General features: G+C 75.2%; 18 protein-coding genes. 9 read left to right on the top strand and 9 right to left on the bottom strand.

Annotated elements, in window-relative coordinates:
* Positions 1–22: 22 nt before the first annotated feature.
* The 4 genes from ACFVSN_RS03015 to ACFVSN_RS03000 all read left to right on the top strand — a co-directional run bounded on the left by ACFVSN_RS03015 (position 23) and on the right by ACFVSN_RS03000 (position 6,378).
* Positions 23–1,333, top strand: coding sequence for an AAA family ATPase (locus ACFVSN_RS03015; RefSeq protein ID WP_387590573.1), 1,311 nt, complete (start codon positions 23–25; stop codon positions 1,331–1,333).
* 17 nt (positions 1,334–1,350) lie between these two features.
* Positions 1,351–1,887 (top strand): hypothetical protein, encoded by a 537-nt coding sequence (locus ACFVSN_RS03010; protein WP_387590576.1) that lies wholly within the window; start codon positions 1,351–1,353, stop codon positions 1,885–1,887.
* Between the two features lie 100 nt (positions 1,888–1,987).
* Positions 1,988–3,667: a hypothetical protein gene (locus ACFVSN_RS03005; RefSeq protein ID WP_387590579.1), complete on the top strand. Its 1,680-nt coding sequence runs from the start codon at positions 1,988–1,990 to the stop codon at positions 3,665–3,667.
* On the top strand, positions 3,664–6,378 hold the full coding sequence (locus tag ACFVSN_RS03000) for a bpX6 domain-containing protein (RefSeq protein ID WP_387590582.1): 2,715 nt from the start codon (positions 3,664–3,666) through the stop codon (positions 6,376–6,378). Before ACFVSN_RS03005 ends, ACFVSN_RS03000 begins: the two co-directional genes overlap by 4 nt.
* A 184-nt stretch (positions 6,379–6,562) precedes the next feature.
* On the opposite strand, the gene ACFVSN_RS02995 is transcribed toward ACFVSN_RS03000, so the two are convergent.
* The gene (locus ACFVSN_RS02995; protein WP_387590585.1) at positions 6,563–7,552 is read right to left on the bottom strand and encodes an ArsR/SmtB family transcription factor; all 990 of its coding nucleotides are present in this window, start codon (positions 7,550–7,552) and stop codon (positions 6,563–6,565) included.
* Between the two features lie 264 nt (positions 7,553–7,816).
* Between ACFVSN_RS02995 and ACFVSN_RS02990 the strand changes: the two genes are divergently transcribed.
* The 3 genes from ACFVSN_RS02990 to ACFVSN_RS02980 all read left to right on the top strand — a co-directional run bounded on the left by ACFVSN_RS02990 (position 7,817) and on the right by ACFVSN_RS02980 (position 10,396).
* A complete protein-coding gene (locus tag ACFVSN_RS02990; protein WP_387590588.1) occupies positions 7,817–8,887 on the top strand; it encodes an alpha/beta hydrolase in 1,071 nt (356 codons plus the stop codon).
* A 300-nt stretch (positions 8,888–9,187) separates the two neighbouring features.
* A complete protein-coding gene (locus ACFVSN_RS02985) occupies positions 9,188–9,514 on the top strand; it encodes a nuclear transport factor 2 family protein (protein WP_380442565.1) in 327 nt (108 codons plus the stop codon).
* A gap of 84 nt (positions 9,515–9,598) precedes the next feature.
* Complete coding sequence (locus tag ACFVSN_RS02980; protein ID WP_387953605.1) at positions 9,599–10,396, top strand: hypothetical protein; 798 nt, start codon at positions 9,599–9,601, stop codon at positions 10,394–10,396.
* Positions 10,397–10,404: 8 nt separating this feature from the next.
* Here the strand turns inward: ACFVSN_RS02980 and ACFVSN_RS02975 are convergent, their stop codons facing one another.
* Entirely contained in the window at positions 10,405–10,545 is a 141-nt protein-coding gene (locus ACFVSN_RS02975) for a hypothetical protein (RefSeq protein WP_387590594.1), read from the bottom strand.
* Positions 10,546–10,771: 226 nt separating this feature from the next.
* Here ACFVSN_RS02975 and ACFVSN_RS02970 point away from each other — a divergent pair, with 226 nt between their 5' ends.
* Positions 10,772–11,335, top strand: coding sequence for a dihydrofolate reductase family protein (locus tag ACFVSN_RS02970; RefSeq protein ID WP_387953604.1), 564 nt, complete (start codon positions 10,772–10,774; stop codon positions 11,333–11,335).
* Between the two features lie 43 nt (positions 11,336–11,378).
* Here ACFVSN_RS02970 and ACFVSN_RS02965 read toward each other — a convergent pair whose 3' ends face one another.
* The 6 genes from ACFVSN_RS02965 to ACFVSN_RS02940 all read right to left on the bottom strand — a co-directional run bounded on the left by ACFVSN_RS02965 (position 11,379) and on the right by ACFVSN_RS02940 (position 15,824).
* Positions 11,379–11,771, bottom strand: coding sequence for a hypothetical protein (locus ACFVSN_RS02965; RefSeq protein WP_387590596.1), 393 nt, complete (start codon positions 11,769–11,771; stop codon positions 11,379–11,381).
* Between the two features lie 62 nt (positions 11,772–11,833).
* Complete coding sequence (locus tag ACFVSN_RS02960) at positions 11,834–12,307, bottom strand: MarR family winged helix-turn-helix transcriptional regulator (protein ID WP_387590599.1); 474 nt, start codon at positions 12,305–12,307, stop codon at positions 11,834–11,836.
* Positions 12,308–12,476: 169 nt separating this feature from the next.
* Positions 12,477–13,124, bottom strand: coding sequence for an isochorismatase family protein (locus ACFVSN_RS02955; protein ID WP_380442576.1), 648 nt, complete (start codon positions 13,122–13,124; stop codon positions 12,477–12,479).
* 174 nt (positions 13,125–13,298) lie between these two features.
* Entirely contained in the window at positions 13,299–13,763 is a 465-nt protein-coding gene (locus tag ACFVSN_RS02950; RefSeq protein WP_387590602.1) for a universal stress protein, read from the bottom strand.
* Positions 13,764–13,998: 235 nt separating this feature from the next.
* Positions 13,999–14,844, bottom strand: coding sequence for an isocitrate lyase/phosphoenolpyruvate mutase family protein (locus tag ACFVSN_RS02945; RefSeq protein ID WP_387590605.1), 846 nt, complete (start codon positions 14,842–14,844; stop codon positions 13,999–14,001).
* Between the two features lie 65 nt (positions 14,845–14,909).
* On the bottom strand, positions 14,910–15,824 hold the full coding sequence (locus ACFVSN_RS02940; protein ID WP_387590608.1) for a hypothetical protein: 915 nt from the start codon (positions 15,822–15,824) through the stop codon (positions 14,910–14,912).
* A 200-nt stretch (positions 15,825–16,024) separates the two neighbouring features.
* Between ACFVSN_RS02940 and ACFVSN_RS02935 the strand changes: the two genes are divergently transcribed.
* Positions 16,025–17,242: a serine hydrolase domain-containing protein gene (locus tag ACFVSN_RS02935; protein ID WP_387590611.1), complete on the top strand. Its 1,218-nt coding sequence runs from the start codon at positions 16,025–16,027 to the stop codon at positions 17,240–17,242.
* Between the two features lie 58 nt (positions 17,243–17,300).
* Here ACFVSN_RS02935 and ACFVSN_RS02930 read toward each other — a convergent pair whose 3' ends face one another.
* Complete coding sequence (locus ACFVSN_RS02930; protein WP_380510283.1) at positions 17,301–18,680, bottom strand: MFS transporter; 1,380 nt, start codon at positions 18,678–18,680, stop codon at positions 17,301–17,303.
* Positions 18,681–18,862: the final 182 nt, after the last annotated feature.

Raw genomic sequence — 18,862 nt, 5'->3', positions numbered from 1 at the left:
GCACCCGTAGACTCCCGTGCTCGTGACCGACGCCACCGACGCCACTGACACCGCTGATGCCACGGACGCCACCGACGCCTTGACGTCCCGTCCCGCCCCGACCCGCCGTGCCCCCGGGGCATCCCGGGCCGCCTCGACGCCCGAATCCGACACCGTGTCCGGTTTTGCCGGTGACGGGCGGGGCGGCCCGGGACCGTCCGCCGCCGGGTCGACCGCGGAGGACGGCGACCTGGTCGCCGCCGCGGCGGCCGCCGCCGGGCAAGGGCTGGTCGGCCGGGGGACGGTCGCCGAGGTCGTGACGCTGTGCGCCGTCGCCGGGGAGCACGTGCTGGTGATCGGCGAGCCCGGGACGGCGAAGTCCGAGGCGGTGCGGCGGGTCGCCGGGCAGCTGGGCGGGCGGTACTTCGAGTACCTGCTCGGCCGGTTCACCGAGCCCAACGAGCTGTTCGGCCCGGTCGACCTGCGCCGGCTGCGCGAGGGCCACGTCGAGTTCGCGACCGAAGGGATGCTCCCCGAGGCCGAGTTCGCGTTCCTCGACGAGGTCTTCCTCGGCTCGACGGCCGTGCTCAACACCCTGCTCGGCCTGCTCAACGACCGGGTGTTCCGGCGCGGCCGGACGGTGCTGGCCAGCCCGCTGCGGGTGTGCGTCGGCGCCGCCAACCACCTGCCCGAGGACCCGGCCCTCGCCGCCTTCGCGGACCGGTTCCTCGCGCGCGTCTTCGTCGAACCCGTCCCCGACGGGCAGTTGGAGGACCTGCTGACCGCCGGCCGGCGGCCCTACACCGCACCCGAACGGCCGGCGAGGCTGCTCGGCGCGCTCGACCGGCTCGCCGCCGCGGCCCGGTCCTGCGACCTGGGCGCCGTCACCCCGCTGCTCGGCACGGCGCTGCGGCGCCTGCGGGCGGCGGGAGTCCCGATCAGCGACCGCCGGGCGGTGCGCTCGCAGAACCTCGTCGCGGCGGCCGCCGTCCTCGACGGGCGCACCACGGCCTCCGCGCGCGACCTGTGGGTGCTGCCGCTGGTCGCGCCCACCGCCGACACCCAGGCGCTCGCCCGCGAGACCCTCGCCGACCTGATCGACGGCGCCGCCAACCGCAGCCTGGCGCACACCGCCGAGGAGCTCTCCCGCAGCACCGCCGCGCGCGCCGAACGGCTCGTGCGCACGGGCGCCGCTCTGCTCGCCGAGCACGCCGGACTGCCCGACGGGCGGGACTCGCGGCTGCGGCTGGAGGCCGTCCTGCGCGAGATCGACGCCGGCTTCGCCGTGGCCGACCTGCCCGGAGCGTTGGTCGGCATACGCGCCGGCCTGGTCGCCGCGGTCGCCCCCGCATGACGGGCGACGACCGCCGGATGACGAGTGACGACCGCCGCATGACGGGCGGCGACCCCCGCATGACGAGTGACGACCGCCAGGTGTCGGCTGACGACCCCCGCCTGACTGGCGGGGACCGCCACGTGTCGGCTGACGCTTCTCGTCCGACGCCCGTCCCGCTCCGCTGGGAGCGCCGTGAGCCGCCGCTGCCGGCCGCCGCCGTGCTCGCGCTCGGCGAGGACGTCCCGGCCCTCGCCGTCGCCACCCGCGAACGCCTCCTGACCGGCACCCGTCTCGGCGTCGCCGCCGACGCCACCGCCCTGCTCGTGCTCGGCGCCACCGAGGACCTGCCGTGGGCCCCCGGCGCCCGCTACCTCGGCCTCGACGGCGACCTGCTGGTACCGACTACGGCGCGGCCGCAGCCCGCCGCCGCCCTGTGGTGCGCCGCCCTCGGGGCGGGCGAGGGGCAGCTGTGCGTCCTGGTGCCGGGGCACGCGCTGGTGGCCGACCGGCCACCGCCCGGGACGGACCCGGCAGCGCTGGAGTCCGTCGCGCGCGGGGAGGGGGAGCGATGACCGTCCGACCGACCGTCGAGTCCGTGGGCCGGGCCGCCTCGGTCGGCGCCATCAGTTCTCAAGCGGCGCTGGAGTCCGTCGCGCGCGGGGAGGGGGAGCGATGACCGTCCGTCCGTCCGCCGAGCCCGTGGGCCGGGCCGGCTCGTTTGCCGCCATCAGCCCCCAACTCGCCGACGCCCTCGATCCGTTGCTGCGCCGCCTGGACGCCATCATCGGCGGGTACGAGAGCACCGCCGGCGTCCTCGGCACGCCCGAAGGCCACGGCGGCCTCGCACGCACCGGGCGCCCGGACCAGCTGCTGCCCTCCGAGTGGCTGCTCGCCGACGAGGCCCCGGACGAGTTCCTGCGCCGGTACGCGGACCGCGAACTGCTGCACCTCGCGCCCGAGTCGACCACGGACACCGGTCGCGGCCGGGTCGTCGCCCTGGTCGACACCGGCCCCGCCCAGGCGGGCGCGGGCCGGCTGGTCCAGCTCGCCGTCCTGCTGGTGCTGCACCGGCGGGCCGTCGCCCGCGGCACCGAACTGCTGGTCGGCGTGCTCGGGGACCCGTCCGGCCGGCTGCTGGGCGGCGACCTCGCCGAGGTGCTGCCGCGCTGGCTCGTCGCCCGTCGGCACGCCGACCCGACGCCCGAGGACGTCCGCCGCGCCGAGGAGTCGCTGGCCGACGGCGACCGCGCCTGGCTGCTCGCCTCGCCGCGCCTGGCCGAGCAACTGCCGTCGCGCAAGGGCGTGCTGAGCACCGAGGAGACCGGCTGGACCGCCGACGGCGCCGCCCGCGTCGCGATCCGGGTGGACGGCGGGCCGAAGGCCGAACTCCCGCTGCCCACCGGCGCCGTCGCCGTCCGGGCGCTGCGCGGCTCCGAGTTCCGCCGGGGCGGCGTGGTCTTCGCGCCGCTCCCCAGCGGCACCGGGGCGCTGCCCGCCTTCACCACGGACTCCGCGACGCTGCTCGCGCGCGGCCGGGACGCCTCCGTGCTGCTCGCGGTGAGGCTGCCGCCGAGTGCGGCGCACTTCGCCGGGAGCGCCCGGCCGCGCCGCCACCAACTGCGCGGACAGGTGGTCGCCGCCGGACGGACCGGTCGGCGCCTGCTCGTCTACTACGCCGAGCGGAACCGCCTCCTCCTCCACGTCAGCGGCAGCCGTTTCGGTGAACCGGGCCGCTACGACGTCGACTTGGACGACCTCGGGCTCGACACCACCGCACTCCCCGCGCTCGCGCACCAGCCCGTCCTGCCGCTCGTGCGCGACGGCGAGGACCTCGTCGTCCCCCTGGCCGGGCACTGGCGACGGATCGCGCCCGGCGGCCGGGTCACCCTCGACGGGCCGGTGGTGTCGACCGCCGGCGGTCGGCCCTTCGTCCGGGCCCGGGAGCCGCGGCTGTTCGACGGCGAGCTCCCGCCCGGCGTGGCCGAGTGCGAGCACCTCGTGCACGGCGCGGGCGGGCTGCTCGCGTGGTCCGAGGACGACTTCGGGTGGGACATCCGCACCCGGAAGGGCGAGCGCCGCTACCTCGAACTCCCCGGCGGCGGCGATGTCATCGCGATCATCGAGGACGAGTCCGGTGCGCCCGTGCTCCTCACGTGCACCCGCGACGCCCACCTGGTCCGCGCCGTCCGCGAAGGCCAGGTCCGCACGCTCACGGATTTCTCCGGCGGGCCCGCGGTGCCCGCCGTCCACCCGCGCTGGCCGATGATCGCGGCCGAGCCCCGGCCGGGCCGGCTGAGGGCCGGCAATGCGGCGACCGGCAAGACCCTCCTCTCGATCGAGAACGACGAATGAGCCCTGTCATCCACGCGTCCGGCTTCGTGCTCGACGCCCCCGTGATCGGTGCGGCCGAGGCCGCCGACCGCGTCCTGGCGGCCTGGCGGCCGGGCGCCGAGCTGCGCGAACTTCCGGACGGCCGCTGGCTCTTCACGCTTCCCGAGCCGACGCCGATCCGGGTCGACGGCGCTCCGGGGGAGCCGCTTCGCGCGGTTGGGGGCGGGCTGGAGGCCGTCGGGCTGCGAGGTGACGAGAATGCGGCTCCCGGTGAACTCCTGCTCCACGTTGGTAGTGTGATTGAGCGTCATATCATCGATGCACTACCACGGTTGAGACCAGAGGACTGGCTCGACCTGTCCGGACTCACCCTCCACCGGCTCGGCGCGGTCGGTGCCCCGGTCGTGCCCGAGCCCGTCCGGGAGGATGTCCCGCAGGCGCCCGCCGTGGACCTTCGTGCGGCCGCAGGGATCTCCGAGTCGACCGACCGTGTGCGCCGCCGTACGGCGTCGGGCCCGGACCGCTCCAACGAGGGGTGGGTCGCCGCTGCGGCGGTGTTCCTGGTCGCCGCGATCGCCGCGATCCCCTTCTCGAACCTGATCGCCCGCAGGGGCTTCCACCTCGGCGCGTTCCTGCTCGCCGTCGGCGGCGCCGCCGCGGTCCTCCTGGGCTTCGTCCTGCACGACCGGCGCCAGGCGCGGTCGGCCGGTGCCGCCCACGCTGCGGCCGGCGGTGCTGCCGCCCGCAGCACGGCCAGGCCGCGCGGCGCCCGGCGCACGCCGTCCACCTCCGGCGCGCTCCACCGCCGCCACCTGCGCTACCTCCGCGACCTCACCCGGGCATTCGAGCAGCGCCGCTGGGAGGACGCCCTGCGCGACGCCATCCGGCTCGCCGCCGCGGGCTCCCGCGACCAGCCGGTCTGGTTCGGCCGCCGCCTGCCCCGCCGCTTCACCGGCGCCCTCAGGCCCACCCCGCGGCTCGCCGACGGTCCGCTCGTCGCCAGTCCGATCAGCGGCCCGACGGTCCACCAGTACCTCACCGACCTCTACCGCGAGGCCGCCCGCGCCCTCGAAGGCGAAGGGCGGATCGACGAGGCCGCGTTCGTCCTCGCCGACCTCCTCGACGCCCCCGCCGAAGCCGTCGCCCTGCTCGCCCGGCACGACCGCGCCGCCCAGGCCGCCGAACTCGCCGAGGGCCGCCGCCTCGCCGCCCACCTGATCGTCCGCCTCTGGTGGCGGGCCGGCGACCGCGATCGCGCCGTCCGCACCGCCCACCGCCGCGGCGCCTTCGCCCGCGCCGTCGAGCGCCTCGCCGACACCGACCGGGCCGCCGCCCGCGACCTGCGCACCGCCTGGGTCGAGCACTGCCGCTCCCGCGGCGACCGGCTCGGCGCCGTCGCCGCCGCCTGGCCCGACCTCGTCCTGCGCCCGACCGTCGCCGCCGACCTGCGCGACGCCGTCGCCCTCGGCGGGCCCGTCCGCGGCCGGGCCCTCGCCCACCTGCTCGCCCTCGGCGCGGGAGACGCCACCCGTCGACTCGCCCGCGCCCTCCTCGACGGCGGCGACGAGGCCGCCGGGAGCCTCGCCCTCGCCGCCGCCCTCGCCGACCTCCCCGCCGCCGACCCGGCCGTCGACCGCGAGCTCACCACCGCCGCGCTCCGCGCCGTCATCCGGGCCGGCGGCTTCGGCCGGCCGGACGGCACGCGCGATGCGCACACCGAACACCTGCTCCACGAGCGGCTGTTGAAGCGCGCAGACCCGTTCGCCGCCGTCGACCTGCCCCGCCTGCGCCGCGCCGAGCACAGCGTGGCCGGCGTACCGCACCTGACCGCCCCCGACCGCCCCGGCACGCTCCCCGTCCTCGACGCCGTCCGGCTCGGCTCGGGCTCGGTCCTGGTCGCCTGCGGGCACGCGGGCGTCCGGCTGCTCGCCCCCGACGGCCGCACCCGGGCCCGCTGGGACGTGCCCGCCGACCAGCTCGTGGTCGCCGACCACGGCGGCACCGCGCTCCTGGTCGCCCACTACGGTGACGTCCACGAACTGGTCCGCCTCGACCTCGCCACCCGCACCCTCCACCCGTGGACGACGCTGCGGACCCGCCAGATCGTCCCGTCCTTCGACGGCCGCCACCTGCTCACGGCGGACGACGACGGCATCACCGTCCTGGACACCCACACCCCGCGTCCCACCGTCGTGTGGCGCGAACTCGGCCACGACCAGCGACTGTCGGGCCCAGTGGTGCGCTCGGCGACCAGCTGCGCCGCGCTGGTGCGCACCCGCTCCGACGGCCGCACGCCGGGCCAGGCCGAACTCTGGCGCTGGGACCAGCCCAGCTGGGAACTGCGCCGTCGCCTGGGACTGGAGGAGGACGACCGGGTCGCGGCGCAGCCGCTGGCCAACGGCCGTCTGCTGAGCGTCGGGCCGGGCGCGCTCCGCTGGACGGGCGAGAGTGGATCGGTCTCCCTGGAGGTGGACGGCGAGGGCGAGGCGCGCACCGACGGCGCGTGGTGGGCGTACACCGCGACGGACGCGACGGGCGCCCACGTCCGCGCCGGTGCCGGCCCCGGCGCGACGCCCGCGTTCACGGCCGGCTTCCCGGGCGCGGCCGGTACCCCGGTGGGCATCCGCCACCACGCGGGGGCGGTCACCTTGTGGCACCGCAGCGGCCGCGTCCTGGCCGTCACCCCCGACGGCGGCACGCTGCTCGCCGGTCTGCGCGTGACGGCCTCCTGAAGTCGGCTGCGGATCCGTCCTTTTTCGGCCCAGGCCGAAGGACGGCGACAGCGCCGCGGCACTCTCGGGACGATGGGAGCACCGGGGCGGGGCCGCGCCGGCCGGAGGCCGACGGGGGTGGTCTCCGGCCGCCGCCGCCCCGGGCGCTTCGCGGCATCAGGCATCAGGTGTCAGGCATCAGGCGTCAGGCGGCGCCCGCGCCGAGGAGGGTGAGGCCGGCCGTCGTGGGGGAGTGGATCGCCGTGGTCCGGTCTCGCAGGGTCGAGATCAGCCCGGCCGCCCGCAGCACCGTCGCGTGCTCGCTCGCGCTGGCCGCCGAGATCCGGACGGCGGAGGCGATCGCGCCCGTCGTGCAGCCGTCCTGCTCCGCGATGGTGAGCAGGACGGCCGCGCGGGTACGGCCCAGCAGCGCCGCGAGCGCCGCGGACGTCGGCACCGACGAGGCTCCCAACGGCCTTACGGCGTCCGGCTGGTGAGCCGGGTAGAGCAGCACGGGCTGCGGCCTCCCCTCCGGGAACACCACGGCCGCCCCCGTGACGAACGCCGAGGGGACCAGCAGCAGCCCCCGGCCGTCCAGGTGCATGTCCTCGTCCAGCCCCGAGAACATCTTGACGCTCAACACCGGCGCCTCCCACCGGATGCGCGACGGAAGCAGCTGGTTGAACAGCCGCTGGACCCCGCCCTCCAGCAGGTCGCGCCCACGGGCCGCCCGGTCGGCCGCGAGCAGGTCCTCCGCCGGCGCCCGGTACGGCGCGAGCAGCACGTCGTGGACGTGGCCGAGCGCCCCGACCAGCCGGCCCAGCAACTCCCGGTCCTCGCCCAGCGCCCGGGCCCACCCGGGGACCGGCTGCACGGCCGCCACCTCGGCGAGGTCCTCCCGGATCCGCCGGCCCGGCGTGGCCGCGACGGCCTCCAGCAGCTCCGCGACGCTCCGGGTGCCCGTCGGGTTGAGGAACCCCGGCGACAGCCCGTGCGACGGCACCAGGTCCAGGACCATCCGCGCCCGCGGCTCCAGCCGGCCCCGGACCTCGCGGCGCCACGCCCCGAACCGCACGTCCTGGCCGCGGTCCTGCAGGACGCGCAGGGCCGCGTTCAGCTCCATCATCGGAGCCACGCTCCCGGCCACGCGCGTGCGGGCCAGGTCCTCGCCCGTGAAGTGGAACCGAAACGGCATCCCGTCCCCTGCCCTTCCCTCCCCGAACCGGCCGACCGCCGCCGGGCGTTCATGATGCCAGCGGACCTGCGGGCCGAGGACCGCCGGGTCCCGACGGCGTCGCATTCGGGCCACGGCCCCGGCGCTCCCGCCGGTCGACCGGCAGCACGGCCCGCGCCGCCGCATCCACGAGATGCTCACGTAGGTTGGGGATCCGGCCGCCCTCGTGACGGTCATGCAACTGATCGGCCACTGAACCACACCTCAACTCTCGGGAGAACACAGATGCGTTGGCGTACCTCGGCGACGGCCGTCCTGCTCGCCGCAGTCTCCGTGGCAGGGCTGGGCACACCCGCCGCGACCGCGGCCGACCGCGGCGGGCTCATCCCCGCCGCCGACCGCGAAATCCGCTTCACCGCCGACGGCACCACTGCCTACGGCACCCTCCACGTCCCCGCCCACCGCGCCGGACACCGCCTCGCCGCCGCCCTGCTGCTCCCCGGCAGCGGGCCGACCGACCGCAACGGCGACGAGCCGCCCGCACTGACCCCGGGCACCCTCGCCCAACTCGCCGAAACCCTCGGCGGCGACGGCGTCATGACGCTGCGCTTCGACAAGTACTTCACCGGCCGCACCGGCCCCGGCGCCTACCAGGGCGACCCCGGCCGGCTCGACCTCGCCGCCTTCACCCGCCAGGCCGCGGCCGCCTACACCACCCTGCGCGACCAGCCCGAGGCCGACCCGCACGCCCTCCTGGTCGTCGGCCACAGCGAGGGCGGCCTGCAGGCCCTCCTCGTCGCCCGGACGGTCCGGCCCGCGCCGGCCGGCCTCGCACTGCTGGCACCGCAGGACGCCCGCCTCCTCGACCTCCTCGCCGCCCAACTCGTCGGCCAGCTCGACCAGGCCGTCGCCGCCGGCCAGGTCACCGCGGCGCAGGCCGAGGCGAACAAGGCGGGCGTGAGCGCCGCAATAGCGGAATTCCGGGCCGGCCGCCCGGCCGACACGAGCACGCTGCTGCCCCCGCTCGCCGCCCTCCTGAACGCGCTGTTCGGCCCGAACAACGCCCGCTTCGTGCGCAGCGACGACGCCGTCTACCCGCCCGACGTCGCCCGCGCCCTTCGCCCCGGCACCCGGGTCACCGTCACGTGCGGCACCGCCGACACCAACGTCCCCTGCGCGACCACCCCGCCCCTGCTCGCCGCCCTCGCCCATGCCCGCACCACCGGCCCGGGCCTGCGCACCCTCGACGGCGTCGACCACTTCCTCCACCCGGCCGGCACGCCGGTGAACGACCACACCCTGGCACCCGCGGCCGTGGCGGCCCTGCACGAGTTCGCCCGCCCCTGGAAGCGATAGCCCTCACCGGGCCGGACACAGGACCGGCGGACGCACGGAACGCATCCCGGGGCACGAGACGGGTGCGGAGGGGTGGGGAAGCGGCCCGGTCGAGTTCGCCGACGACGAATCGGACGGCGCCGACTGGCTGTTCGCTGGAGATCCTCTGGAAGCCCGGGTGGACGTCGTGGCCGCGGTCTGCGTGTTCGAGTGGGCGGGCCTCGACGGCTTTCCGGGTTCCCCGCTGCTCCAGTACGTCTGAGACGAACGGTCACCCGGTCATCCCTGGACGAACGGCAGCTCGCGCTGCATGATCGTCCGATGACCACTCCGGAGATCGTCGTCGAACGCCAGCTCGCCGCCTACAACAGCCATGACCTGGACGCCTTCCTGGCGACCTACGCCCCCGACGTCACCGTCAACCGCCGCGACGGCAGCCGTCTCGACGGGCGCGAGGCGCTGCGCGAGGTGTACGCGGGCATGTTCGCGAAGGCGCAGTGCCGGGCCGAGATCGTCGGACGGCTGACCGAGGGGGAGTGGGTCGTGGATCGGGAGATCGCCCACGGCATCAAGGCCGACCCCGTCCGGGTGCTGGTCGGCTACCGGGTCCGCGAGGGCCTGATCGACCGGGTGGACTTCCTCGGTTGATCGCTGTTCGGAGCCGCCGGAAGCCCCGTGTCCGTATGATGATCATTCATGGGGGATGGCAGCGCGGTTGACAGGTCATCAGGAGTGATCCTGGTGCAGGGCCGGGCCCGGCTGTGGGTGGCCGACGGCGCGGTGCACTGGCAGCGGGGGCGGGAGCTGATCGTCGTCCCGGGCGTTTGGGTGCGCAGGGTCGGCGTGGACGGCGGGACGTTGACGGTCGAGCTCTTCGACGACACCTCGCTGACGCTCCGGCACCGGCTGCCGGAGGTCGCCCGGGCGCTCGCGGACGAGATCGAGCCGCTGATCGGCGACAGCCCCGGACCGGGCGACCGCCCGCCGATCCGGGACGTCACGCCGCCGCCCGCCGTGGTCAGGGCGGTGCGGCGGACGGCCCGGGCCCTGCGTGCCTCGTCGCCGCTCGTCCGCGTGCAGATCGGGCACGCGGCGCTCGCCGTGCCGGTCGCCCTGTTGGCCGGAAGCTGGCTCACGTTCGTGGCCTGGGCGATGGCGGCGGCCGGCCTGTGGCTGATCGGGCTGTCCCTCCGGGTGGTCCAGCCGGTCAAGCGCTGGCAGGTGTGGCGGCGCGGGGTGACGGTGCGGGCGGAGTTCAAGCCCGATTTCGCCACGTACGCCAAGGCCGGTGACCTCCGCGCACTGTTCCGCGCGCTCGACGGCTCCGCGCACGACGAGTCCGTCCGCTGGGGCAACCGGCGCAACGAGGTCCGCTACGACCTGCGCGACCCGTCGCGCGTGATCGCGCCGACGCGCGTGATGTGGCTGGCCGACCTGCTCTTCGGGCTGGCATTCGGCGCGGGCCTCGGCGGGGCGCTGGCCACGCCGTACCTGACGCTGCTGCTCTGGCTGCTGCTGGGCGGTTCCTAGCCGTTCCGTCACAGCCCCGGCACGAGTGCGCCGGCCGTCCGTACGACCTGCTCGAAGGGTGCGAGGTCGCCGGCCGCCCGGCACAGCACGTGCGCGCCTTGCAGCAGCGTCGAGCACCTGTCCGTCCCCGGCCACGACGCCGCCGACACGTGGGTCAACATCCTCAACGCCCGCGACGGCGCCTGGGGCATCGGAGGCCGCGCCCTCACCAACGCCGACCTCGCCGAGGCCATCGCCGCCGGCGCCTGACCGGTCGGTCCTGGCCGGTCGGTCCTGGCCGGTCGGCCCGGCCGGCCTCGGCGGCATTGGAGTCCGGCCAGGGCGTGGTCGCGTTGGAAGCGGCGTGAGCGCGCCGGGCGGCATAGGCTCGGAGCCATGCTGATCTACTCGATGGGCGTCTCGGTGGACGGGTTCATTTCCGACCGCGGGGGCAAGTTCGGCTGGTCGGTCCCGAGCGAGGAGCAGTTCCGCTTCCACGTCGAACAGATCAGGGAGCTCGGCGGGTTGCTGTGCGGCCGCAGGCTGTACGAGACCATGCTGCCGTGGGAGACGGACCCGTCGATGCGCGACACCGAGCTGTGGGCCGAGTTCGCCGACGTGTGGAGCGGGATCCCGAAGGTCGTCTTCAGCCGGACGCTCGACCGCGTCGAGGGCAACGCGCGGCTCGCCCGGGCGCCGCTGGCCGAGGAGGCCGCCGCGGCGCTCGCCGCCACCGACCTGGACGTCCAGGTCGGTGGCGCCGACCTGGCGGCACAGGCGGTCGTGCAAGGGCTCGTCGACGAGCTGCGCATGTTCCGCCACCCGATCGTCGTCGGTGGCGGCACGCCCTTCCTGCCGCCCGTCACGGAGGACGTCCGGCTGGACCTGGTCGACACCAGGACGTTCGGTTCCCGCGTCGTCTACGAGCGCTACCGGCGCGTGCCCGAATCGTCGGACTGACGCGAACGACAGTGACCGCGAAGGACATCGCTCCTGTGTGGTCTCACCGCCGGGGCATGCCCCCGTGCGGGCTGTTGACCACCAGCGCCAGTGATCCCTCCGCGAGGTAGAAGTGGTCGGGGAAGTACTCGATGTGGAGGTGGCCGCCGTCGTCGAGCTCGGCCATTTCCCGCAGGTTGTCGGCCAGCACCGCCCGCGCCGGGCCGTCGCCGCTGATCACCAGTAGCCGGCGCGAGGCGTCCAGGTGAAGCAGCACGCCGGGGCCGGGTGTGTCCCTGACCTCGACCCCCGTGAGGTCGTGGCGGCCCGTCGCGGCCGAGGACGGGAGGTCGATCACCCCTTCCCCCTCGGCCACCACGCGGGCCAGAAGGTTCAGGTCCTCGGCGGAGCCGGAGACGTCCCCCAAGGCGTACGAGGGGTCGAATTCGATCTTCACGGGCGGTGGTGCTCCTTCACTCTCCGGCCTACGGGTGGGTGGTGACCACGTCGGGCCATTGCTCAGGGCTGCTGCACGGCCCGCTGCTGGAGGTGCGCGATGCGGGTCAGCGAGCGCATGAACCGCGTGTACTCCTCGGCCCCGATCGCGTCGGCGTGGCGGCGGCCGATCGCGGCGAGGACGCGGCGCGCGGCGGCGATCTCGGCGGTGCCGCGCTCCGTGGGCACGACGAGCTTGGCGCGGCGGTCGGCGGGGTCGGGCCGGCGTTCGACGTAGCCGAGGGCTTCGAGCTCGTCGACGGTGTTGCCGATGATCTGCTTGTGCAGGCCTGCCAGTTGGGACAGCTCGCTGGGGCGCACGCCGTCGGGACGCAGGTGTGCGAGGAGGGCGCCGTGCCGGGGGGCGAGGTCGCCGAACCCCTCGTGGGCCATGGTGTGCCAGAGCTCGTCCTGGAGGGCGCGGAAGAGGATGCCGGTCAGCACCCCGAGGTCCGGTTCCGGTGCGGCGCTCGTCGCACAGGCGTCGTCCTCCGGCATGGCGGTCCCCCTTCGGATCGGCAGCGGGTCGCTGGTCTGGTCCGTGCACGATATCGCCCGCCCGGCCGGCGGTCCGCGCCGGCCGGGTCGGCCACCGCAGGACGGCGCCCAGGGCTTGCTTCGTCTCAAGCCCCTCGGCATCAGGCCAGTTCGGCGTAGGCCTGTTTGATCAGGCCTGCTTGGCGTAGGCCTCGCGGAGCTGGCCGTTCAGGATGCCGAAGTCCATGCCCACGGCCTCGTACAGCGCGGGGGCCAGCGGGCTCGCGTTGTCTGCGAGCATCTCCACGGCGACCGACGCGTAGTCGACGGCGATGACCCCGGCTTGCTGCATCCGCAGGATGCCGGTGGTGCGCTTGGTGTCGTTGAACGTGCCCGAGGCGTCGACGACGCCGTACACGTCGTAGCCGGCACCGGTGGCCGAGAGGGCGGGCAGGGTCAGGCAGACCTCGGTGGAGACGCCGGCGACGATCAGCTTCTTCCGCCCGGTGGCCTCGACCGCCGCCCGGACGCGGGGGTCGTCCCACGCGTTCACCGTGCTCCGGTCGATGACCTCCAGCTCCGGCGGCAGGGCCGCGGCCAGTTCGGGCGCCAGCGGCCCCCACAGGGACTCCGCCGCCGTGGTCGTCACCACGATCGGGACCCCGAGCACTCGCGCGGCCCGCGCCAGCGCGACCACGTTGTGCTTGAGCTCGGCGACGGTGTAGTCGCGCACGGCGGCGAGCAGCCCGATCTGGTGGTCGACGAGCAGCAGGGTGGCGTTGTCCGCGGTGAGCTGCTCGGTGAAGCGCGACGATCCGTCAGTGGTCGTTCCGTGCATGGCTGTTACGCCTTCACGAGTGCGTGCCGCGGTGCGGTCGCTGGACCCAGTGAAGCAGTCACAAACTTTGATAGTCAAGAAGTTTGACGACTTGGTCCGACGGAGGAGCGGTTGGGAGAGCGCGTGGCCGGGCGCGGGCCGAACCTCCGCCAGCGGGCCCCGGCGGGTCCTCCGTCAGGGCCAGACGAGCAGGACCGGGCAGGGGGCGTGGTCGACGACGTGACGGGTGGCCGGGCCGAGGCTGCGCGGGCCGGGGTGGGTGCGGTCGCCGTCGCGGGCGAGGACCAGGAGGTCGGCGGCCTCGGACGCGGTGACGACCTCCCGTTCGGCGCGGCCGGTGCGCACCTGGGCGGTGCAGGGGAGGTCGAGGCGCTCGGCGGCGGCGCGCACGAGGTGTTCACCGGAGGCGGCCGCGAGGTGTTCCAGACGGCTGCCGGGGTCGCCGCCCCAGCCGTCGCCCGGGAGATGATCGGAGTCCTCCCGCCGGTGGCCGCGGCCGAAGGCGCCGTGCGCGGCCCCGGGGACCTCGGGGTCGCGCACGTACAGCAGGACGATGTCGGCGCCGGGCGGGGAATGCTCGCGCGCGGCGTCGACACAGGCGGGCCAGGTGCCCTCGGTCAGCCAGACGACGGTCGTCACGTGTCACGCTCCGATCGTGCGGAGTCACCCCCACAGTGCCACCACGGCCACGGCCAGGGAAGCAGGGCGGCCACCACCGGCAACCCGATGGTCGACGGCCTCGCGGCCGGGGTGCCCGGGCCGACTCCGCAGCACGGACGAATTGCCCTCCTTTCCACGCAAGTTGGGTCCGTCCGGGTCATGCCGAGGGCGCCGGGTGCCGACGCGGTCCGGAGAGCCGGGCCCCGTCAGGGGATCACTCCGCGAGCGCCTGGATCGCCGCGTAGCCGGGGACGTTCGGCATCGCGGGGAGGACGCCGTCCGTGCGCAGGGCGACGGCGGCGTCCACGGCCGCGCCGAGGGCGATGCGGAAGAGCAGGCCGCCCAGGCTGACGCGGCGGACGCCGAGGTCGGCGAGGGCCTTGAGGGACGGGCCGCCGGTCGGGGCGAGGAGGTTGAGCGGGAGCGGGATCGCGGCCACCACCTCGGCGATGGCCGCCGGGTCGGTCAGGCCGGGGACGAACACGCCGTCCGCGCCCGCGTCCTGGTAGGCCGCCAGGCGGGACACCGTCTCGGCGGTGTCCGGCTCGCGCTGCCAGTGGGTGTCGGTACGGGCGTTGACGAAGAGCAGGGGGACGGCCGCCTTGATCGCGGCGATCTTCGCGGCGTGCACGTGCGGCGGGGTGAGGCCGCCGTCGGCGCGGCCGTCCTCGAGGTTGACGCCGACCGCGCCGGTCTCGGCGAGCTCGGCGGCGAGGTCGGCGACCTCGGCCGGGTCGTCGCTGTAGCCGTTCTCGATGTCGACGGTGAACAGGAACCTCCCGTGGCCGAACCTGCGGGCGAGCTGGAGCATTTCGGCGCGCGTCCCGCCGGTGCCGTCCGGCAGTCCGGCCGCGGCGGAGACGCCCAGGCTCGTGGTGGCGATGGCGGGGAATCCGGCGGCGGCCAGGGCGGCGGCGGAGGCGTGGTCCCAGGCGTTCGGCAGCAGCAGGGGCTCACCGGGGCGGTCGTGCAGCTCGCGGAAGGCGGCAGCGTTGGCGGCGGCGGTGTTGGCGGAAGTGGCTTTGGTGGAAGCGGCGTTGGTGGAAGCGGTGCTGGTCATGGCTGCTCCTGAGAAGGCGAGGTGGTGGGCTGCGTGCGGGGCGTTGGTCGCCCCAGTTTCCCGGGTCAGGCGCCCGGCGCCGTGGCGACGTGCCCGGCCCGGCCGTTCCGTTCCAGCAGCCCGGCGGCGAGCGCCAGCGCGTGGGCCCGGCCGGGGCAGCGGTGCGGGCCGGCGCCGAAGACGAGGAGGTCCGGCGCGTCCCGCTGGGCGGCGGCCACGTCGATCAACACGGCCTCACCGGACCGGACTTCACGCTCCCCGACACGGACGTCCGCGACCGCCCGGCGGCGCAGCGCCGGCACCGGCGGGTCGTACCGCAGCACCTCGCCGAGGACGCCCGCCGCGCCGCCGGCCGGCAGCCCGTCCGGCGTCGCGCGGCGGGCGTGTTCGACCAGGCGGGCCGTCGCGTCGCACGCCTGGACCAGCAGCCCGATCCGCTGCGCCGCGGCCTCCGGGCTTCCGTTGTCGCCGACGTGGGCCAGCAGCAGGGCGACGGCCTCGTCGGCGGCCTTCGCCTCGACGGGCGTCAGCGTGCCGCCGAAGTACCCCGCCGAGACGGCGACGACCGCCTCGGCCACCGCGTCCGGCCGTGGCAGCCCGAGCGCCTCCGCCAGGGTGCGGACCACCGCGTGCCGGTCGTCCGCGTGCCGGTTGTCCGCGGGCCGGTCGTCGCCGCGCCTGTCGTCCGCACCCGCCGCCGAACCGGCTTCGGCGAGCCGGAGTTGCTCCGGGTCCAGCCCGGCCAGTCCGGCCTCGGCGTGGGCGCGCCGACGCGCGTGCACCTGCTCGTCGCCGGTGAACCGGGCGACGGTCGCGCGCAGCCAGGCCAGGGAGCCGACGGGGGAGTCCGCCGCGCCGGCGGCGGGTTCGGGGACCAGCAGGGGCTGTTCGAGCACGGCGCGGGCGTCGGCGTACGAGCTGACGCCGTGGACGCCGTGGACGTCATGGACGCTGCGGACGGACGGTTCGGAGATCGTCATGGGGCCACGCTAGGCGCGGAACAGTTCGGCGACGGCCGAACCGTGCCGCGAGCTGATGGGTGGTCACCCTGACACGGCGGCGCGGTGGGTCGGGGGTCGTTCAGGGTTGTTCCCGATACCCGTCCGGGCGAGGGCCGAGCACGATCGATCTCGTAGCCAAGCGACCAGAGCTCAACCCGAATCACTCCATGGAGTGCCACATGAATCCCCTCGTCCGCCGCGCCGCCGCCCTCGGCCTGGCCTGTTCCGTCCTGACCGGCGTCACCGTCGTGTCGGGGGCCCAGGCCTTCGCCGAGGGGGGTCCGAGTACCACGACGGCGTTCCCGCCGCTGAACCCCGCCGCGCTGGAGGCCGCCATCCAGACCCGGCCCGGTGACGGCGCCGCCGGTGCGGTCGTCCGGGTCGCCGAGCCGGGTCGGCTGTGGACGGGCTCCACCGTCGACTCCCAGACCGGCCGCAAGATCCCGGAGAACGCGCACTTCCACGCCGGCAGCATCTCCAAGGTGTTCGAGACGACCGTCATCCTCCAGCTCGCCGCCGAGGGCCGGCTCGACCTCGACCAGACCGTCCAGCGCTACCTGCCCGGCCTGCTCCCCGACACCTTCGCCCCGGTCACCGTCCGCGAGTTGGTCGACTACACCAGCGGCCTGCCGGACGTGGACGAGGGCAAGCCCGCCGACGGCGTCGACGACACGATCGCCGACCGCTATTCCTACCGGACCTTCGACGAGGTCATCCAGGACACCCTGCGCCCCGCCGACCGCCCGTGGCCCGGCCCGCACTTCGACCCCGGCACCAAGCAGGAGTACAACTCCCTCGCCTTCCGGATCGGGGGCAAGCTGATCGAGCAGACCACCGGCGACTCCTTCAGGGACGAGATCACCGGCCGGATCCTGGAACCGCTGCACCTCGACCAGACCTCGGTGCCCGAGGACGACCCCGAGATGCCCCGCCCCTACCTCCACGGCTACATGACCGACAGCCAGGGCGACGCGGTGGACGTCAGCGAGCAGGGCGGCACCCCGTCCAACATGATCTCCACCACCGCCGACCTGGACCACTTCATCACCGCCCTCCTCCAGGGCCGTCTGCTGCCCGCCGCACAGCAGAACGAGCTCTTCGCCGTGCCCAGGGACACCGAGGGCAAGCCCGTGCCGTTCGTCGGCGGCACCTCCTGCGACAAGGTGGCCTGCTTCGGCGCCGGCCTGATGTCCACCCCGCTGCCGAACGGCACCGTGCTCTGGGGAAAGACCGGCCACGACGACGGCTACGCCAACGGCATGTTCGCCACCCGCGACCTGTCGATCCGCGCCGTCTACTCCATTTCCAACCTCAGCCCCGACTTCTCCGCCCCGAGCCCGCTGTCCAACCGCCTCCTGGGCGCGGTCCTCAACCCGTCCGCCCCGCAGGGGCACTGATGACGCGCAGGCGGCGCTGCCCGGGGCTTCCCGGGCAACGCCGCCGACCCACGTGTCGTCAGCGCACCGCCTGCGGCACCCGCTGCGCCGGGACGGCCGCCGTGCCCGCCGGCGTCGGCGTGGCGCCCAGCGCCGTCCCGCGCGTCTCCTCGGCCCACAGCACGCACACCAGGAGCCCGAGCGCCGTGGTCCCGGCCGCGATCAGCATGGTCGGGCCGGTGCCGAGCCCGGTCAGCGACAGCGGCAGCAGGTAGGTGCCGACGGCCGCGCCGATCCGGCTCACCGAGGTGGCCACGCCCACGGCGGTGGCCCGGATCTCGGTCGGGAAGAGCTCGTTGGGGTAGGTCCAGTCGAGCACGTTGGGCCCGCCGCACAGGAAGGCGTACGCGCACAGCGCGGTGAGCGCGACGGCGGCCGGCGCGGTGGGCCACACGCCCAGCAGCGCGAGCGGGACGGTCATGAGCGCGAACGACCAGATGATGACGGGGCGTCGGCCCTTGGTATCGATCAGCCGCAGGGCGGGGTAGCAGCCGAGCAGGAACACGAGGCTGATCAGCCCGGTGCCGAGAGTCTCCATCACGGTGCCGCCCGGCATGCCGAACGAGGAGAGGATCTGCGGGCCGAAGGTGAGCATCGCGAACAGCGGGCCCACCTGGCAGAGGAAGAACAGGCCGCAGAACAGGGTGCGGCGGCGGTACGGCGGGGTCATCAGCAGCCGGAGGCCGCCGGGGCGCCGTGCGGCGCCGACGGCCTCGGGCATCAGCTCCCGGCCGTCCACCCGCACGCCGAGGTGCTTCTCGACCAGGCGGACGGCGTCACCGACCCGCCCGTTGGCGGCCAGCCAGCGCGGAGACTCGGGGGAGCCGCGGCGGATCACGAGGAAGACCACGCACAGCACCGTCGAGCTCGCCAGCATCCACCGCCAACTGCCGGGACCGGCCAGCTCCAGGAACAGGTAGCCCACCACGTAGGCGAGGACCGAACCGGCGTACCACGCGACGATCTGCTGGCCGAGGAGGCGCCCGCGGTGCTTGGCGGGCAGCCACTCGGCCAGCAGGGAGGTGGCGATGGGGTAGTCGGCGGCCACGGCCATGCCGAGCACGAAGCGCAGCACGGCGATCGCCCACACCGCGTCGACCCAGAAGGAGAGCACCGAGCAGGCGACCATGACCAGCAGGTCGGCGGTGTACATCACCTCCCGGCCGATCTTGTCGGTCAGCACGCCGAACAGGGCGCCGCCGACGAACATGCCCACCAGGGCGGCGGCGCCGATCAGGCTGACCTCCGCGGTGGACAGGCCGAGGTCGGGCCGCATCCCGATGAGGGCGACGCCGACGATGCTCAGGATGTAGCCGTCGAGCAGCGGCCCACCGGAACAGGCGAGGGCCAGCCTGCGGTGGAAGGCGGTATAGGGGGCGTTGTCGATGGTCCGGGACATGGTCTCGGGGATCCTCCGGAGCGTACGGCGGCGCTGTTCGCGCGCCGTGCGCCGGGTAGACGACAGGACGGACGCCGCCCGGTCGGACGGCGCCGCCGCCCGAAGGCGACCGTCCACGGTTGCCCCGGTGCACCGGGCTCGCCACCGGGCCGAAGGTCGGCCGGATTCCCGACGAAGGTCCC

This window comes from Kitasatospora sp. NPDC057904, assembly GCF_042887925.1.
Lineage (GTDB): Bacteria > Actinomycetota > Actinomycetes > Streptomycetales > Streptomycetaceae > Kitasatospora.
Note: the sequence above shows the minus strand (reverse complement) of the source record. Positions and strands in the feature narration are given on the sequence as shown.

Coding starts and splice junctions, on each gene's coding strand:
- ACFVSN_RS03000 (WP_387590582.1), top strand. CDS start 3,664: ATGAGCCCTGTCATCCACGCGTCCGGCTTCGTGCTCGACGCCCCCGTG.
- ACFVSN_RS02985 (WP_380442565.1), top strand. CDS start 9,188: ATGACCACTCCGGAGATCGTCGTCGAACGCCAGCTCGCCGCCTACAAC.
- ACFVSN_RS03005 (WP_387590579.1), top strand. CDS start 1,988: ATGACCGTCCGTCCGTCCGCCGAGCCCGTGGGCCGGGCCGGCTCGTTT.
- ACFVSN_RS02940 (WP_387590608.1), bottom strand. CDS start 15,824: ATGACGATCTCCGAACCGTCCGTCCGCAGCGTCCATGACGTCCACGGC.
- ACFVSN_RS02945 (WP_387590605.1), bottom strand. CDS start 14,844: ATGACCAGCACCGCTTCCACCAACGCCGCTTCCACCAAAGCCACTTCC.
- ACFVSN_RS03010 (WP_387590576.1), top strand. CDS start 1,351: ATGACGAGTGACGACCGCCGCATGACGGGCGGCGACCCCCGCATGACG.
- ACFVSN_RS02955 (WP_380442576.1), bottom strand. CDS start 13,124: ATGCACGGAACGACCACTGACGGATCGTCGCGCTTCACCGAGCAGCTC.
- ACFVSN_RS02990 (WP_387590588.1), top strand. CDS start 7,817: ATGCGTTGGCGTACCTCGGCGACGGCCGTCCTGCTCGCCGCAGTCTCC.
- ACFVSN_RS02935 (WP_387590611.1), top strand. CDS start 16,025: ATGAATCCCCTCGTCCGCCGCGCCGCCGCCCTCGGCCTGGCCTGTTCC.
- ACFVSN_RS02970 (WP_387953604.1), top strand. CDS start 10,772: ATGCTGATCTACTCGATGGGCGTCTCGGTGGACGGGTTCATTTCCGAC.
- ACFVSN_RS02960 (WP_387590599.1), bottom strand. CDS start 12,307: ATGCCGGAGGACGACGCCTGTGCGACGAGCGCCGCACCGGAACCGGAC.
- ACFVSN_RS02995 (WP_387590585.1), bottom strand. CDS start 7,552: ATGCCGTTTCGGTTCCACTTCACGGGCGAGGACCTGGCCCGCACGCGC.
- ACFVSN_RS02930 (WP_380510283.1), bottom strand. CDS start 18,680: ATGTCCCGGACCATCGACAACGCCCCCTATACCGCCTTCCACCGCAGG.